This window comes from Anaerococcus sp. HMSC065G05, from assembly GCF_001812365.1.
GTDB classification, from domain to species: Bacteria; Bacillota; Clostridia; order Tissierellales; family Peptoniphilaceae; genus Anaerococcus; species Anaerococcus vaginalis.
The window spans coordinates 100,309-116,133 of sequence record NZ_KV808723.1; the positions used below are offsets into that span (position 1 = coordinate 100,309).

15 protein-coding genes are annotated in these 15,825 nt (G+C 30.0%); all 15 read left to right on the forward strand.

Annotation, left to right across the window (positions count from 1 at the left end):
• The first annotated feature begins 2 nt into the window (after positions 1-2).
• A complete protein-coding gene (locus HMPREF2852_RS07880) occupies positions 3-647 on the forward strand; it encodes an adenylate kinase (protein ID WP_070607404.1) in 645 nt (214 codons plus the stop codon).
• 166 nt (positions 648-813) lie between these two features.
• Positions 814-1,032: a translation initiation factor IF-1 gene (gene infA / locus HMPREF2852_RS07885; RefSeq protein ID WP_019118178.1), complete on the forward strand. Its 219-nt coding sequence runs from the start codon at positions 814-816 to the stop codon at positions 1,030-1,032.
• 71 nt (positions 1,033-1,103) lie between these two features.
• Positions 1,104-1,217, forward strand: coding sequence for a 50S ribosomal protein L36 (gene rpmJ / locus HMPREF2852_RS07890; RefSeq protein ID WP_004818043.1), 114 nt, complete (start codon positions 1,104-1,106; stop codon positions 1,215-1,217).
• Between the two features lie 11 nt (positions 1,218-1,228).
• Positions 1,229-1,570: a 30S ribosomal protein S13 gene (rpsM, locus tag HMPREF2852_RS07895; RefSeq protein ID WP_004838123.1), complete on the forward strand. Its 342-nt coding sequence runs from the start codon at positions 1,229-1,231 to the stop codon at positions 1,568-1,570.
• Positions 1,571-1,578: 8 nt separating this feature from the next.
• A complete protein-coding gene (rpsK, locus tag HMPREF2852_RS07900) occupies positions 1,579-1,983 on the forward strand; it encodes a 30S ribosomal protein S11 (RefSeq protein WP_004838124.1) in 405 nt (134 codons plus the stop codon).
• Between the two features lie 12 nt (positions 1,984-1,995).
• Positions 1,996-2,589, forward strand: coding sequence for a 30S ribosomal protein S4 (rpsD, locus tag HMPREF2852_RS07905; RefSeq protein ID WP_004838125.1), 594 nt, complete (start codon positions 1,996-1,998; stop codon positions 2,587-2,589).
• A 33-nt stretch (positions 2,590-2,622) separates the two neighbouring features.
• Positions 2,623-3,579, forward strand: coding sequence for a DNA-directed RNA polymerase subunit alpha (locus tag HMPREF2852_RS07910; protein WP_019118177.1), 957 nt, complete (start codon positions 2,623-2,625; stop codon positions 3,577-3,579).
• 9 nt (positions 3,580-3,588) lie between these two features.
• The gene (rplQ, locus tag HMPREF2852_RS07915) at positions 3,589-3,930 is read left to right on the forward strand and encodes a 50S ribosomal protein L17 (protein WP_070607407.1); all 342 of its coding nucleotides are present in this window, start codon (positions 3,589-3,591) and stop codon (positions 3,928-3,930) included.
• Between the two features lie 704 nt (positions 3,931-4,634).
• A complete protein-coding gene (locus HMPREF2852_RS07920; RefSeq protein ID WP_070607409.1) occupies positions 4,635-5,735 on the forward strand; it encodes a PP2C family protein-serine/threonine phosphatase in 1,101 nt (366 codons plus the stop codon).
• Positions 5,725-6,366, forward strand: coding sequence for a deoxyribose-phosphate aldolase (gene deoC, locus HMPREF2852_RS07925; RefSeq protein WP_070607411.1), 642 nt, complete (start codon positions 5,725-5,727; stop codon positions 6,364-6,366). Before HMPREF2852_RS07920 ends, deoC begins: the two co-directional genes overlap by 11 nt.
• On the forward strand, positions 6,367-7,812 hold the full coding sequence (locus HMPREF2852_RS07930; RefSeq protein WP_070607413.1) for an alpha-amylase: 1,446 nt from the start codon (positions 6,367-6,369) through the stop codon (positions 7,810-7,812).
• A gap of 5 nt (positions 7,813-7,817) precedes the next feature.
• Entirely contained in the window at positions 7,818-8,405 is a 588-nt protein-coding gene (locus HMPREF2852_RS07935) for a ribonuclease H1 domain-containing protein (protein ID WP_070607415.1), read from the forward strand.
• A 29-nt stretch (positions 8,406-8,434) separates the two neighbouring features.
• A complete protein-coding gene (locus HMPREF2852_RS07940; protein ID WP_070607417.1) occupies positions 8,435-9,334 on the forward strand; it encodes a DMT family transporter in 900 nt (299 codons plus the stop codon).
• A 100-nt stretch (positions 9,335-9,434) separates the two neighbouring features.
• Positions 9,435-10,661 (forward strand): diphosphate--fructose-6-phosphate 1-phosphotransferase, encoded by a 1,227-nt coding sequence (locus tag HMPREF2852_RS07945; RefSeq protein WP_070607420.1) that lies wholly within the window; start codon positions 9,435-9,437, stop codon positions 10,659-10,661.
• A gap of 168 nt (positions 10,662-10,829) precedes the next feature.
• Positions 10,830-15,825 (forward strand): InlB B-repeat-containing protein (locus HMPREF2852_RS07950; RefSeq protein ID WP_186821938.1); only part of this gene is annotated, 4,996 nt, incomplete at its 3' end.

The following is a 15,825-nucleotide window of genomic DNA, read 5'->3' on the forward strand; positions in this document are numbered from 1 at the left end:
TTATGAATATCATATTGTTAGGCCCTCCAGGAGCCGGAAAAGGAACACAAGCAGAAAAATTAATAAAAGAATTAGATGCAGTTCAAATATCAACAGGTGATATATTTAGAACAAATATAAAAAATAACACACCTTTGGGAGCTAAGGCAAAAGAATATATGAACAAAGGCCAATTAGTTCCAGATGAATTAACAATAGATTTAGTTTGGGATGCATTAGACAAAGTAGAAGATGGAAAAAGCATACTACTTGATGGATTTCCTAGAAATATTACTCAAGCCGAAGCACTTGATGAAGGAATGCAAAAAAGAGATAATAAGATTGATAAGGTAATAAATATCAATGTGCCTGAAGATGTAATTATTGAAAGAATATCTGGAAGAAGAGTAAATGTGTCAACCGGAAAAGTATATCATATAAAATTCAACCCACCAAAAGTTGAAGGAATTGATGATGAAACAGGAGAAAAATTAATCCAAAGAGAAGATGACACAGAAGCTGCAGTTAAAGAAAGACTTGATGTTTACAACAAACACACATCAGTTTTGATTGATTACTACAACAAAAAAGGTATATTAGTTACTATTGACGGTGCAAAAACTCCTGAAGAAGTTTTTGATCAAATTAAAAAAAGTTTAGAGAAATAAAATAAAAAATATTAACAAATATGCTAAATTTTTCAATGAATTACAAAATCGAAAACGAGATAAAGATAGAGTCTTTCATTAAAGATATCTAGATTATGTCTTGTTGTTAAAAAGAATCAATCAGACATTAATAGATCAAAATAAAAGAAAAGGAGAGATTTTATCGATGTCAAAAAAAGATGCTATAGAAGTAACAGGAGTAGTTAAAGAAGCTCTACCAAATGCAATATTTAAAGTAGAACTAGAAAATGGCCATGAAATACAAGCACATATTTCAGGTAAACTTAGAATGAACTACATTAGAATATTACCAGGAGATACAGTAACAGTGGAATTATCTCCATACGATCTTACTCAAGGCAGAATTACTTGGAGACGCAAATAACAATAAAAAATCTACGATTTTTTCTTGTTATTTTAAATCTAAAAGTGTAGATAAAGAAAGAGAGAACGATAATGAAAGTTAGAGCATCAGTAAAAAAAATGTGTGATAAATGCAAAATTATCAAAAGAAACGGTAAAGTTATGGTAATTTGCGAAAATCCAAAACATAAACAAAGACAAGGTTAAGGAGGTATTAGATGCCAAGAATAGCTGGTATAGACTTACCTAGAGAAAAAAGAGCAGAAATTGGATTGACTTATATTTATGGTATAGGAAAATCTTCAGCGCAAGAAATATTAGAAAAAGCAGGAATCAATCCTGATACAAAAATGAAAGACCTTACAGAAGGAGAACTAGGAAAAATTCGTGAGATATTAGACGACTATACAATCGAAGGTGATTTAAGACGTGAAGTATCTATGAATATTAGAAATCTTAGAGAAATTAATTGCTACAGAGGAATTAGACACAAAAGAGGTTTACCTGTAAGAGGTCAAAATACAAAAAATAACGCAAGAACTAGAAAAGGAAGACATTAGGAGGAGATATGGCAGCAAAGACTAAAAAATCTTCTGCTAAAAGAGGTAGAAGAAGAGTTAAAAAGAATGTCGAAAGAGGACAAGCTCATATCAATTCAACATTCAATAATACAATGGTAACTTTGACAGATGCACAAGGTAATGCCTTATCATGGGCAAGTGCTGGACAATTAGGTTTTAGAGGATCAAGAAAATCAACTCCTTTTGCAGCACAAGAAGCAGCTTTAGAAGCAGCAAAAAAAGCTATGGAATATGGTTTAAAAAGTGTAGAAGTATTTGTTAAAGGACCAGGCTCAGGAAGAGAATCTGCAATCAGAAGCTTACAAGCAGCAGGACTTGAAGTAACAATGATAAAAGACGTAACACCAATTCCTCACAATGGTTGTAGACCACCTAAGAGAAGAAGAGTTTAATAAGGAGAAACTATGGCAGTAAGCAGAGATCCAATATTTAAAAGATGTAGAAGCTTAGGAATCAGCCCAGCATACTTAGGTTACTCAGGAGAATCTAAAAGAACAAACTCTAATCAAAGAAGAAAACTTAGTGAATATGGTATGCAACAAAGGGAAAAACAAAAAGCTAAATTCATCTACGGAGTAAGTGAAAAACAATTTAGAAGTTATTATGAAAAAGCTTCAAAAATGCAAGGACAAACAGGTGAAAACCTAATAATCCTTTGTGAAAGAAGACTTGACAATATAGCATTTAGATCTGGACTTGCTAGAACTAGAAGAGAAGCAAGACAAATCGTAACACATGGACATTTATTAGTAAATGGAAAAAGTGTTGACATCCCATCAATTCTTGTAAACGAAGGAGATGTTATTGAAGTTAAAGAAAAATCTAGATCAAGCCAATTATTTAAAGCTATCAAAGAAACAAACCAATCATTTGGAGTAGTTTCATGGTTAGATTCAGATTTAGAAAACTTAAAGGTAAAAGTTACAAACTTCCCAACAAGAGAAGATATTGATATACCTGTAGAAGAACGTATGATTGTTGAGTTCTATTCTAAATAGAATTAGTTAAATTGTTAGAACTAAGGAGATACAATGATAGAAAAATTAGATACAAAGATTGAAATTTTAGATATAGACGAAGAAACTAATTACGGTAAATTTGTCCTATATCCACTCGAAAGAGGCTATGGTACAACCATAGGAAACAGTATGAGAAGGATGCTTTTATCATCCTTACCTGGTTCTAGCGTCTCAAAGATTCTTATAGACGGGGTACTACACGAATTTTCCACAATTCCTGGAGTTGTAGAAGATGTACCTGAATTAATATTAAATATCAAAGGTATTGATATTAAAAAACATACTAAAGAAGATCTAACACTATTTTTAGATATAGAAGGACCTAAAATTGTTACAGCTAAAGATATAAAAACAGATGCCCAAATCGAAGTGGCAAATCCAGATCATTATCTTGCAACAGTTAATGATAAAGGAAGATTGTTTATTGCCCTTGACGTTACAGATGGTAAAGGATATAGGGTAGCTGAACAAAATAAAAAGGATACTGACCCAATAGGAGCAATAGCTATAGATTCATCATTTACACCAGTAAAAAGCGTAAACTTTACAGTTGAAAATACTAGAGTAGGTGAGTCTACTGATTATGATAAATTAATTCTTGAAGTGTGGACAGATGGAACAATTACTCCACAAGAAGCCTTATCAGAAGGCGCTTCAATTTTGATGGAAGATATAAGATTTTTCAAAGACCTACCAGGTCAACAATTCCCACCAGAAGATGAGGAAGAAGAAATTGAAGAAATCGAAGAAGAAGATAATAATCAAATGGAATTATCAAAAACTATTGAGGAATTAGATCTTTCATTAAGATCATTCAATTGTCTAAAAAGAGCAGGATATAATACTGTTGGTGAGATAATAGAAAAAAGTGAATCTGAGCTAAAGGATATCAAAAACTTCGGTAAAAAGTCACTAGAAGAAGTTATTGATAAAATCCACAGTTTAGGACTTAGTTTAAGAGAAGAATAGGAGGATATGATGGCTAATAAAAGAAAGCTTGGTAGAAGAACAGATCATAGAAATGCCCTACTTAGAAATCAAGTAACTTCTTTGTTAGACAATGGTAGAATTACTACTACCCTAACAAGAGCAAAAGAAACTCAAAAAATGGCTGATCGTATGATTACATTAGGTAAGAAAAATACACTTCACACAAGAAGACAAGCAGCTCAATATATATACAAACCATCTACAGTTCAAAAATTATTTGGCGAAATTGCACCAAAATATGAAGATAGAAACGGTGGATATACTAGAGTATTAAAATTAGGACCAAGAAGAGGCGATGGTTCTGAAATAGCAATAATAGAACTTGTATAATAAACTTACTCTATAGCATCTTATGAAAATAAGGTGCTTTTTTTGTGGTAATTTTTAATTTTCAAAATAAAATGAAGAATTAAAATTTGATTTTTATTTTTGGATAGTAGTCTTCTATTTTAGAATGAAAATTTTTGTGTATTTTAAATTTAATATAAATATTTTATATAGATTAGCAAATGAAATATAGATTCATTATCAACGGACTTAGACAAGTTAATTTATTTTTTTGTAAAAGGAATTTTAAATTAATATAAATTTTTAATATAGATTGGCTAATAATATATAGATTCATTATCAATGTATTTAAATAAGTTAATTAATTTTTTTCTAAATAGAATTTAAAAATTTTTTTAGATTTTATGTGAAGTTTTCAATGCTTTATTGATATTTTTATAGTATTGCTTTTGAATTTTGTTTTTTTGATTTGTATTTTGTATAGAGTTTTATTATCAAATTTGTTTTGTATTTGATGTAGGTATTTATAATGAATTTTGTTTTGTATTTGAAGTAGTATTTATTATAAATTTTATTTTTGGATTTAGTTTTTAATTTTGCTTTTCTTTTTATCGATAATTTCTTTAAATTTTAGTTTTTGTTAATAATTTTTTTAATAAAAATTTCATTAGTTTACTTAATTAATTGAAAATATATCTTATAAATGTTACCATAAAAAGAGAATAAATGTTTATAAAGAGGTTCTTATGGGTAAGGCGAATATAGAAAAATTTAGGGATGATAATTTCTATGTCTTAAACTCAATGGATGACTGGGTTAGGATACTTGATAAGTATGGTAGGCTTGTTTTTATTAATGAAAAAATGAAACGAGATATTCATCTTGATAGGTCACTCATTGAGCAAAATATTGATATAGAAAAACTTAGTGAAAAGGCTGATATTTTTAAAAATACTACAATTGAAGAGGAAAAACTCATTAATGGTAAATATTATTCTATTAAATCTTCTCCCCTTTATAATGGTAATGAATTTATGGGAATTATTGAAGTTTATAGGGATATAACTAGCGAATCTAGGATGAAAGTTGATCTTTTTAATGCAAATAGAAAAATGCTTGAAGATATTAGATTTGTTAGAAAAATTCAAGCAAGTATTTTGCCAAAAAATAAAACTTATGGGGATATAAAGCTTGAGGGAAGATATATTCCATCAAATGATCTTTCGGGGGATTTGTTTGATATTATTAAGGTTGATGAAAATAGGTATGCCTTTTATATAGCTGATGTTATGGGTCATGGGGTTAAATCTTCTATTATGACCATGTTTGTAAAATTATCTATAAGCGGAATTTTTGAACGACATAGTGATTATTCTCCAGGTCAAGTTTTGAAAAAACTTAGGGAAAAGTTTGTAAAACTTGATATGAATTCATCCCAGTATTTTACAGTTTGGGTTGGAATTTTTGATAGCCTAAATGATAGCCTTACTTTTTCTAATGCTGGACATAATTGCCCACCTCTTCATCTTATTGAAAATAAAAATCGTGTAAATAAACTTGTTGTTTCTGGTAGGATGATTTCTAATATTATTGAGCAAAATATTTACCAAGAAGTTACTATTAAACTTCATCCTAAAGACAGGATTTTATTTTATACTGATGGTGTTATTGAAAGTAAAGATATTGAAAAAAACGAGTATTCTGTTGAAAGATTGATGGAAAAATTAAAAAATAAAAATAATCTTGATTCTATTTTAGAGGATTTAGAAAAATTTACTTGGGGCGAACAAGATGACGATATTAGTCTTGCCCTAATCGATTATAAAGGAGAAAAAAATGAAAATTAATCAATATATTGACCACACTTTATTAAAAGCTGATGCAAGAAAAGATGAAGTTAAAAAGATTGTAGAAGAAACTTTAGAATATAATTTTAAATCTATTTGTGTAAATTCTTCTTATGTTTCTATGATTAGAGATATGGATAAGGATATTAGAATTACATCTGTTATTGGTTTTCCTTTGGGGGCAATGACTACAAAGGCTAAAGTTTTTGAAACAGAAGATGCCATAAAAGATGGGGCAGATGAAATTGATATGGTAATTAATGTTGGAAGATTAAAAGATAAAGATTATGCTTACGTTTTGGAAGATATAAAAGAAGTTAAAAAAGCTTGTGGAGATAAAATTTTAAAAGTTATTATTGAAACTTGCCTACTTGATGATGAAGAAAAAATTAAAGTGTGCGAACTTTCCAAAGAAGCTGGTGCAGATTTTGTAAAAACTTCTACAGGATTTTCTACGGGTGGAGCTACAAAAGAAGATGTGGCTCTTATGAGAAAAACTGTTGGGGAAAAAATGGGAGTTAAGGCAAGTGGAGGAATCCATACCTATGATGAGGCAATGGAGATGATAAATGCTGGAGCAAGTAGACTTGGTTGTTCAGCATCAATTGCCATCGTTGAAGGGGAAAAATAAATGAGTGATGTTATGATGCAAGCCTTCGAGTGGGACAGTCCCGCTGACGGAGGCTATTATGCTTTTTTGAAGGAAAATGCAAAGAAAATAAAGGATGCTGGAATTGATGCTCTTTGGCTTCCGCCAATGTGTAAGGGTGGGGGCGACCAAGATGTTGGATATGGAATTTATGACTTGTGGGATTTGGGAGAATTTGACCAAAAAGGCACAGTCAGGACCAAATATGGAACGAAAAAAGAATTGTTAGAGGCAATTGATGAGCTTCACAAAAACCATATAAAAGTTTATGCTGATGTTGTTTTAAATCACAAGGGAAACGCCGATTTTGAAGAAGAATTTATGGCGAGAATGGTAGATCAAAATAACAGAGAAAAAGACGTGTCAGAAGATATGAAAATAAAAGCTTGGACAGGTTTTGATTTTCCAGGAAGATCTGGCAAATATTCTGATTTCATTTGGCATTATTATCATTTTACAGGCGTTGATTACGATTCAAATACCGACACAAAAGCGATTTTTAGAGTCCTTGGCGAAGGAAAGTATTGGGACGATGGCGTAAGTGATGAAAAAGGAAATTTTGATTATCTTATGAACGCTGACATAGACCATTCCCATCCAGAAGTAAGAGAAGAAATTTTTAAATGGGTTGATTGGTTTATGGAAGAAACGGGAGTTGACGGTTTTAGGTATGATGCATTAAAACACATTTCTGACGAATTTATTTATGATTTATCAAATCATATTATGGAAAAAAAGAAAGATGATTTTTATCTTTTCGGGGAATATTGGCAATATGATGAAGGTCAAATTGATAGATATTTGGATGATACTGATTGGAAAATAGACTTATTTGATGTGCCACTTCATTTTCATTTCGAAGAAGCTAGTAAATCTAACGGAAATTATGATATGAGAAATATTTTTAATAATACAATTGTCAAAAATCATCCCCTTCAAGCAGTAACCTTTGTCGATAATCACGATTCCCAACCAGGTCAATCATTGGATTCTTGGGTTGAAGATTGGTTTAAAGAAATTGCCTACTCCTTGATTTTATTTAGAAAAGATGGCTATCCTTGTATTTTTGCAGGAGATTATTATGGACTAAAAGGAGAAATCAAAAAAGATCCATTAAAAGAAATGATTGATAAGATGCTTGATGTGAGAAAAAAATATTCTTTTGGCGATCAAGATGATTATTTTGACAATCCCCAAGTTGTAGGTTGGGTAAGAAGGACAGACGATAAGACATCATCTCTTGCAGTTTTGATTTCCATTGGAGATATGGCTGAAAAACAAATGTTTGTAGGCGAAGAAGAATCTGGAAAAACCTATGTAGATTTGTCAGGAAAGAACAAAAATGAAGTTACAATCGATGAAAATGGAAACGGAATTTTTAATGTTGGACCTGGCTCAGTTTCATATTGGGCAGCAAAGGAAAATTAAAACAAATGAAATATTACGTAGTAAAAAAAGGCAGAAATCCTGGGATATATACATCCTGGGATTTGTGTTTAAAAGAAGTAAAAGGTTACAAGGGAGCAATCTACAAGTCTTTTAAGAAAAAAGAAGATGCAGAAGATTTTTTGGAAGATAAAGAAATTGAGATAAAAGCTGACAAAGATTCAGTAATAGCCTATATAGACGGTTCTTATTCAAAAAAAGATAAAAAATATGGAGTGGGAATAGTCTACATAACAGACGAAAAAATTGAAGAAATTTACAAGGATTTTTACGATGAATTTCATATCCACAGAAATGTTGCAGGAGAAGTAAAGGCAAGTGTAGGAGCAATCAACAAGGCAATATCCGAAGGTAAAAAAACAATCTATATTCACTACGATTATCAAGGCATAGAATCATGGGCAAAAGGAGAGTGGAAAAGAAATAATGAACTTACAAAAAGATACTACGAATTTTTCCAAAAAGCAAAAGAAAAAATCGACGTACACTTCATAAAAGTAAAGTCCCACTCAAATGACAAATACAACGACATGGCAGACGCCTTGGCGAAAAAATCCTTGGGGATAGAAGGATAAAATATTTTAAGATTTAGTAGAGATACAAAATGAAAAACAAGAAAATAAAAGCAATAATTTCAGCCTTATTAGCAGCAGTTTTATTTGCAATAAGCACACCCCTATCAAAAAAATTAATGGAAAATATTCCACCTACTTTTATGGCAGCATTTTTATATTTAGGAGCAGGAGTTGGCGTAGGAATAATGTATATTTTTAACTACAAAAAAGAAGACAAGTCTTTGAAATTAGATAAATCAGATTTTAAATATACAATTGCCATGATAGGACTTGATATACTTGCCCCCTTACTTTTGATGCTTGGAATAAAACTTGGTTCAGCATCAAATGCATCATTATTAGAAAATTTTGAGATTGTAGCAACAAGCCTAATTGCACTTATAATTTTCAAAGAAAAAGTTTCATCTAGGCTATGGATTGCTATATTTTTTATAATAATCTCAAGTTTTATTTTGACATTTAATGGTAAAACTAGCCTTGATTTTTCAATTGGTTCAATATTTGTTTTATTAGCCACAATTTCTTGGGGACTTGAAAATAATTGCACAAAAAAAATTTCTGAAAAAAGTACTTATCAAATAGTAACATTAAAAGGAATTTTTTCAGGATTGGGTTCACTTTTTATAGGTTTTTTATTGAAAGAAAAAATAATTAATTATAAATATATATTTTTAGCAATGATCTTAGGATTCGTAGCTTACGGTTTGAGCATCTTTTTATACGTAAGAGCACAAAGAGATTTGGGAGCAGCAAAAACAAGCGCCTATTATTCAGTAGCACCATTTGTTGGAGCATTTTTGGCTTTTATAATAAATGGAGAAAGACCAGATGAAAAGTTTTTGTTAGCTTTGATTTTTATGATTATTGGTACAATATTTGTAGTGAATGATAGTTTAATTGATAATAAAATTAATAAATTTGAATTATAAAAAAGCCAGAAAAGTTAAAAAGCTTTTCTGTTTTATTTTTGCCTTAAAATTTCTAAATAAAATGGTACTATATATAAGGATAAAAATTTAAGGGGGATATATGAATTGTTTAATTGGTCAGTCAGGTGGTCCTACCGCTGTTATTAATTCTTCCTTGGCTGGTGCTATCCAAGCTGGGATTGATTTTGATTTTGATAATATATTTGTTTCACTTAATGGAATTGAAGGGCTTTTAAGTGAAAATATTAAAATAGTTGACAAAGATTTGTTTGAAAAAGAAAATGCAAATGAAAGGCTTAGAAAAAGACCATCTTCTATTCTTGGTTCTTGTCGTTTTAAATTAAGTGATGATTTGAAAGATTGGCAATATAAAAAAATCTTTGAAAATTTAAAAAAATATGAGATTTCAACTTTTGTATATATTGGTGGAAATGATTCAATGGATACAGTTATGAAACTCAATTCTTACATAGAAAAAAATAAGATTGATTGGGTAAATGTGGTTGGTTGTCCAAAAACAATCGACAATGATTTGTGCGAAATGGACCATTCGCCGGGCTTTGCCTCTGCATCAAAATTTGTAAATTCTGCTCTAAGACAAATTAGGCTTGATTGCGATATATATCCAATAAAATCAGTTACCTTTGTGGAAATTATGGGAAGAAATGCTGGTTGGCTTACAGCAACTTCATATCTTGCAAATTATAAAAGAAAAAAAGATATAGTAAATTTAGTTTATCTTCCAGAAGATGAAAAATCATTAGATGATATAGAAAAAGAAATTAAAAAAAAATTTAAAGAAGATAATAATTTGCTAATAGCAGTATCAGAAGGCTTTATGGACAAAGATGGAAAACTTTTAAATGAAAAACAAAAATCTTTTGATAAAGGCTTCAATCATCCAATAATTGCAGGCATTGGCTTAAAAATTTCAGATTATATTCACGATAAATTAAAAGTAAAAACTCGTTCGGTTGAATTAAATATTGTCCAAAGAACAAGTTTTCTAATTTCAAAAACCGATTCAGATGAGGCTTACCAATTGGGATATTTGACAATAAAATATGGGAAGGAAAAAACAAATCTTGTACCTATATTAAAAAGAGAAAATTCTAAGGATTACAAAGTAAAATATTTTACAACAAAACCATCAAATATAGCAAATAAAGAGAAAAAAATCCCACAAGAATGGCTAGAATCACGAGAGATTTTAAAAGAAAAAATTACAAATTATACTCTTCCATTAATAAAAGGAGAAATAGACCAAGAATTTATAGATGGAATTTTTGATTATATAAAATTGGAAGATTTTACAAAAAATAATTAAATAAATTTATAAAAATAAATCAGCATAAAGAATAAATCTTGTGCTGATTTTTTTTGTAGAAAATTTTTTCAATAATATGTATTTATTTTGTAAAAAAACCTTTTCTTTCATTGATTATTATTATATAATTAAGGTAATAATATAGTGAAAAAAGGGAGGTGTTTTTTAGTGAAAATCAAAAAGAAAAAAATATTGATTTCAGCACTGTTACTAGCTATTATTTTGCTCGGTACAAATATGGCTTTGGCGTATAAAAATCGTGATGACGATAGCGATGATTTTTATATAGACCAAATAAATGACAAAATTGTAGAAAAACCTACCGAGCTTAATGAGGGAGAGGATATTGAAAAACAATTAGAAAATCCAAAATATCCTAACATTTACACCTATAGGTGGGATTACAAAATTGGTGTAAAAGAAAATGGTTTAGATAAGGATAAAATCATTTTTCAACCATACATAGCAAGCGTAGGAGAAAATGCAAGCCCAGAAGAAAGGGAAAAAGTTTTAAAAACTATAAACTTGCCTGAAATAAAAGGCTACGACAAACCAAATGGCATTGATTCCTATGATGTTACTTATGATTTTGTAAAGAATAATGCCCAAGATACAAAAAAAGCTAGCTTTATATTTTATGGAAATACTGATTATAAATATGAACCAAAAGAAGGAAAAATACAAGTAAAATATCTTTTCCAAAATTTATATGATCATGAAATATATGAAAATCCAAAAGATGAAGAAAAACCATTAATCAGAGAATATAAGGCAAAAACTGGAGATAAATTTAAAATCCCAGAATTAAATGAAAAAGATAGTGAAAAGTATGCAAAAGGATTTGAACCAGAACAAAACAATCTTGAGGTAACAGTTCCAGAAAATGCAAGTGATACTCCATTAATTTATCACTACAATAGAAAAACTTTCCAAGTAGATTTTGATTCTGATGGTGGATCTTATGTACCAAATATGACCCTATACTATGGTCAAACTATTCCATATTTTGATTACAAACCAACAAAACGTGCGTCTGATTTTATAGGATGGAAATCTAATAAAGATTTAGAAACTTCTGATGGCAAAATAAAAATAAAAAAAGGCGATCTTATAGACGTGAAAAATTATCCAGATGGCCTAAAAGAGGCAATGCCAGCAGAAAACATAACCTTTACTGCAGTATGGGATGAAAAACCAAAAGCAGATTATAAGATTCAATTTTGGACTCAAAAAGCTGAATCTGATGGCTATGATTTTATTGGAGCAAAAGTAATAAAAAATGTGGACACAAACTCTCGTCCAGATTTAGATAAAATGTTACCAGAAGGTTTCAAATTCCCTGAAATAGAAAAAGATCTTACAAATAAGGGAAAAGAAAAAGAACTTAATAAATATTATGTTAGAAATACAAAAAAAATAAAAGAAGAAAATACAGAAAATGTTAAAAATGATGATGGAACAAGTGAAGTTGTTGTAAAAAAAGTTCATTCTGATAGCTCAACTACCTATAACATTTACTATGATCGTCAAACATATACAATGCTATTTGAAAAATTCTGTATTGATGAACCTGATGCTGGTTATCCAGCCAAAGAAGCAAAAATGGTACTTCCTGATGGAAGAAAATATGATTCTACAAAAGAAGTGAACAAACCATATAAATTTACAGCAAAATTTGGCGAGAGATTGACAAAATGGCCTAATGATATGTGGCTTATAGAAAAAGGCGGGATTGACTTTGATCCAAATCGTAGTTTTATAGGCTGGCAATTAAATTCAGAAAATAATGGCAATTTAGATCAAAGTCTATATCTTGATACTCCACCATACTGGCTAACATCAAAAGATTTTATAGATAGAGATTTTACAGAACTAGATCCAGCGGTAAGACCTGCAACTCACTCAACTTCAACAGGAGAAAAATTACCTGAAAGAACTATTTCTCTTGGACCTTCTTCAAGTGAACAGTTCCAATTTGCTATCTACTATATGGAATATTTGTTTGAGGGCTTTGATGGTAAGCTCCACTATAATCCAGATATGTCATATACAAAAATTGACACAATTGTTCCATACCCATATCCTTCTCCAGGTATTGTAGGATTTACACCTAAATATGAGAAAATTAATCCTGTTGACGATGCAAAAGAACGTCCTGCAAAAAGAATAGGATATACGGAAGATCTTTCAAAATTAACTTTTGATGAACTTAAAAATGAATTAGATAAATATGAGGAAAAAAGACCAGAGGATGAAAAGTCCTTCTTTGATCCTATTGGTAAAAATGGAATTAATGGAGTTCCTTTCAAGGACATTCCTAGATATCGCTTTGCATTTACTTATGGGCGTGAAAAATATAAACTATATCTTGACAAAGATCCATCAGATGTAAATGCACATGCTGATTTTTCTGGAAAGACATTTTCAAATGGTAAAGATGCGATTATATCTGATGTATATTATGATATACCTCTTAGAAAATTAAATCTTGATGAAGAATATAAGCTTACAGAAGCTGATAAGCCTGAAAATCTTCCTGATGATTATGTATTTAAGGGTTGGGCATTGGATGCTCAAGGTAGCAGGCTTATTAAAGATACTATTAAAGAGGCTGAGAAGCTTGAATCTCAAATTGCTGAGAAATATAAAGAACTTGAAAAAAATTCAACTGACAAAGAAAAGAAATTTAAGTTACAAAATGAAATAAAAGAGTTAAAGTCTAAGCTAGATGATGCTGACGCTAACATGCCTAATTATGATGTTGTCCTTTATGCAAAATGGGGAGAACCTGACAAAAATTTCAAGGTAAAATTTGATTCAAATGGTGGAGAAATTAATTCTATTGAACAAAAAGATATTGCAACTCACAAAGATGGCGAAAGAATTAAAATATCAACTGAGTTTGGAAAAGTTCCATACAAATCTCCTGAAAAACTTGAAAATGAAGGCAATGTTCAAGTATTTGATGTAGCAAATAGAATGACAATAAAACAGCCACCAAAACCACAAAGAGATGGTTATGATTTCTTGGGCTGGGAGCTTGTAACTTATAATGAAGATGGTAGTGAAGATAAGTCTTATAAAGATAAATATAAAGTACCAAGACTTTATTCTTTTGGAAACGAAATTATATCAGATCTTCATCTTAGAGCAATTTGGGCAAAAAATAGTTTAGTTGATGTAAAAGTATACCATCACTTGCTTGATAAAGATTTTAATGAAGTAAAATTAGTTGATGGCGTAATAAAAAATCAAAGAGTTAAAACAAACACCACAGCTTATGGTGTTATGCAAGGTGAAGAATACATCTTGGCTAATGATGATGAGTTTGATAATAAAAGTGTAAGTGAAGATACAAAAAAAGAATATGAAGCTTATAAAAAAGAAACTGAGAGAAAAAATACTTATTATCAAAACCAAGTTGTTCAAGCTGAAAATGATGACAAAAAATCTGATGATAATCAACAACCAATAAAGTTGGAATTTAAAAATCAATTCCACTTCTACTACAGACCTTATCGTTATAGAAAATATACAGTAAATTATCTACTAGCAAAAGATGGACAAGATAAGTTTGAAGCAGTTGGTAGTCAAGGGGACAAATTTGAAAATGTAATAGAACCTGAAGAAGTTTTGAATGGAAACAGGCACTTTGATTCTGTAAACTATAGAAAAATAAGAGGTTTCAAATTAGTAAGTCCTCCACAAACTCAATTATTCTTTGATATTAACGAATATACTCACGAACTAACTGGCATTAATGGAGTAAAAAATACAAGGGATATAAATTTCTATTATAAAGATGTCAGAGTTTTAAAAACAAAAAATCCAAAGACACCAATACCTAAGGGCTATCACAGAATTACCTTTAAGGCACTTGACAATGGTTCATTTGGAACAGACAAAGATGGCAAGGAAATAAAAGAACTTTATTATGATGTAATAGATGGTTTGAATTTCTCAAATATTCCTGTACCAACAGATGAAGAGAAAAATGGTATAAAAATTACTCCAGCCAAAAATTACAACATTGGTTCATGGAGTGGAAGAAGAGAAGATGGAAAAGAATTAAAAGGTTTACTTGATGAAAATACTCAAATCAAAAAGAGTTATGAATTTGAAATTGACTTTGTAGAAGATAAATATCCAGAAGTAAAACCTATTAAAGTTTTTGAATCATCAAAAGATGATGGTGGAAACTTCATCAATGACTTTATGCCAACAAATGCCCAAATAGAAGAATCTATTAGTGAGTTAATGAAACTTGAAAAATATAAAGATTACCAAGTCTTAGAAGAAGATACAATCTATGATAAGGTAAAAGAAAACGAAGATTATAATAATAAGCCAAGTGATGTTAAACCTAATAAAGATTCAATTAAAGTAAGGGTTAATTTCAAAAATGATACTTACAAAGATTTTGATATTCCTGTAGAAATTTACAAAAATATTTATAGGGCATTGGATAGTAAATCTAAACCAAATATAGTTCAAAATGACGAATTTTTGAAAGATTTTGTAAAAGTTGATGTAGTTCCAACAAATAAGGCTAAAGACAGTCAAATAAAAACTTATTATGTAAATCCAAAAGCTAAAGTAAGAATTCCAGAAAATGATCCAGAAGGAGAAAATGACTGGACATTTGAAAAATGGACTGCTGATTTGGATTCATTGGCAGATAAGGATGATTTCCAAATGCCAGATCGTCATACCTTTGAAAAAGAAACTGTGCTTACTGCAAGATATTCAAAAACACCAAAAGATATTGTATATCCACCAAGTGCAGAAATGATAACAACTTATGTAGGAAAAGATCCAAGTTTAGAAGAATACGAACAAAAAATAAAAGCTGGAAAAATTGGAAACAGTGGAAAAGTTGCGGAAATTGACTCTTATTATCTAATAAAAGATAAAAAGCCAAACGTAGACAAAGAAATTCTAGATCCAGAAAATGAAATAGAAGATCCAGAAGATCCAACAAAGAAAGTCTACACAAATTACCAAAGAGTAAAAGTAACCTACAAAACAGGAGAAGTATTCTTAGTTGACGTACCAGTAAAAGTACTAGATACAATCAAAGAAGTACCAGATCCAGATACAATTCCAGGAGAAGACTACAAAGATTACATTCTAATAACAGTAGATCCAACAGACAAAGCAAAAG